This window comes from Fibrobacter sp., from assembly GCA_012523595.1.
Lineage (GTDB): Bacteria > Fibrobacterota > Chitinivibrionia > Chitinivibrionales > Chitinispirillaceae > JAAYIG01.
This window is the reverse complement of sequence record JAAYIG010000152.1, coordinates 1-2,338: the sequence shown is the minus strand read 5'-3', so window position 1 is coordinate 2,338 and position 2,338 is coordinate 1. Positions and strand designations below refer to the sequence as shown.

The 2,338-nt window shown below is 43.4% G+C and carries 1 protein-coding gene; it reads left to right on the top strand.

The features are described 5' to 3' along the window. The coding region (locus tag GX089_10300; protein NLP02875.1) for a PKD domain-containing protein at positions 1–2,338 on the top strand (2,338 nt) is incomplete at both ends.

The window sequence follows — 2,338 nt, the reverse complement described above, 5'->3', positions numbered from 1 at the left end:
GTTCTTTACAGCGGTTCAAATTTAAGGTTTGATCTGGGAGAGAAAAGTGATACTGTTGAGACTGTGAAGCTGGTGCTTGATGGAATACTTAATATCAGACAGATTGCAGGTTTCAAGCCCGGAACATATACAATTCTTACATACAGCGGAGAACTGATTGACAGTGGACTTGTCTTTGGTACAGTGCCCGATGGATACCAGTATGAACTGAGTTCACGAAACGGGAAGGTCCAGGTTTCTGTTAGTATTTCTGCAGAAACTCTATCTGCAGGATTCACAGCATCACCCAGGAACGGTTTTTACCCGTTAGCCGTAAAATTTACTGATACATCTAAAGGTGTGATAGACTCCTGGCAGTGGAACTTTGGTGACGGGACGACAAGCGATAAAAAGGATCCGGTACATGAGTATTCGAAAGCAGGTCTTTATACTGTAAAACTGACAATCGCAGGTCCCGATGGAATCGATTCTGTTATTAAAACCGATTATATCAATGTCTATTCGGATTCAGCAAAAGAGGCGGTATCATTTTTTAATCCGAAAGTGCTTTTTGACACTGTAAAGGCCTTTAACGGCAGCATTATACTGTGGAAAGACTCGACTTTTACCGGTAAGGAAATCAGACATGATACTCTTTTCGCAATTAAAGTATCCGAAAACTATGAGGGAGTGGTTAAGACCGGAATGTCTTTTGTATTTGGAAACAAAGATTCTTTTCCGGAATTCTATGTGGGTATTTCCTATTTGCCGCTTCCATCAGGTTTTGCACCAGGTGATGTGCGCATGTATCGTGACAGTGCCGGAGTACTCCTTGTTGAGCATGGATCCCGGGTAGATTCTTTAAATAAGATAGTTTACACCAAAACATCGGTTCTAAAGTATCCGTTTCTATTGCTCATCGATACACTTCCTCCGGTCATAGAGGTTAAAAGTGATACAGAAGCGGTCTGTCTGCCGAATACCATTGTAAATGACACTTTTACAGTACGGGACAATATTTTCAATACTTACTGGAATTATGTCTATGGCAGAGGAGAAGATTCCCTCCTGAAATCCATCTCAGGCCAGTTAAATGGCAAGTCAAAAGACCTGCAGATGAAGGTTCCCGGTGAGGCAGTAGGTGATCTGAGCGGTTTAAGAGCATTACTGATTGTATCTGATGGTGCACACACAGATACTGTCAATGTATCAAGGAAAGTAAGAAGAGATATTTCTGATCCATGCACCACATCCAGCATGGAATGGTACCCGCTTTCAGTTACAGCCGATCTCGATTCCTCAGGACCGGAATATGTGATTGCCCGACTTTCGGAATTTGAAAATGTCTCCTATGATAACCGCTTCATGCGTATGTTTAAGTGGGAAGGAGACAAAGGAGAATTTGTCGAGTATTCGGCTGATGCACAGGAGAAATTCGGATTTATCCCTGGACAGACCATCTGGATAAAAACATTGAGAAAAAGACCGCTTCATTTCGGTTCCGGGACTACTGTTTCCTTAAAGGAACCTTTCAAAATAGAACTTGCTCCAGGAGAATGGACTGATATCAGTCTGCCGTTTGCCTTTCCGATACGGCTGGCGGATATTTTAGAGAACAGTATCGGATCGGAAGACATGCAGTTCTATTCATGGGTAAAGGATAGCTTAACCCGCAGATTCCGTTCTGAGGGGCTTTTTGTGCCCGGTATTGAAGAGATGCAGGACCTCAATGTTGTCCTGGATCTCAGTGAGATCAATGCCTTTACTGTTTACAATTCCGGAGACAGTAAGGCGGAATTAAAGATTCCACCCATTCCGGCTTCAATGTCTCCTCAGAGGCCCCTGGGGAAGAAAAAACAAAGCGGATGGAGTGTTAAGGCTGTTTTTAAGGCAGAGAGCGGGACACCGCTTTCCAGGGTTTTCTTCGGGTATAATCCTTCCGGTTCTGCAAGATGGTATCCGGTTCCACCTTCACTTTCCGAACAGAGGGTCGTGCTTTATAACCGAAAAGAAAACAAGCGATACGGTCATTTCATTGGCAATCAGTATAAAGGTGGTTTAACACAGGAAATGGCTTTTGAAAACAGGAGCTCCAGACCTGTTTCGATCTCATATCAGCTTCAGGAGTCAGGCAATCTCCCTGATAATACAAGTGTTCTGCTGCTCGATCAACAAAGTGGAAAATGGCAGAAAAGCGGTACTGTCACTGTGGCAGCAAAAAGTGTGGAGTACAGATTGATTGTGGCAGCCGATGAATCTTACAGAGAAGAATTGGGAAAGGATCTCCTCTCATTTAGGTATTCCATCAAATCGCTTTCTCCGAATCCTTTCAGATCACAGTTAAACATCCGATATACGG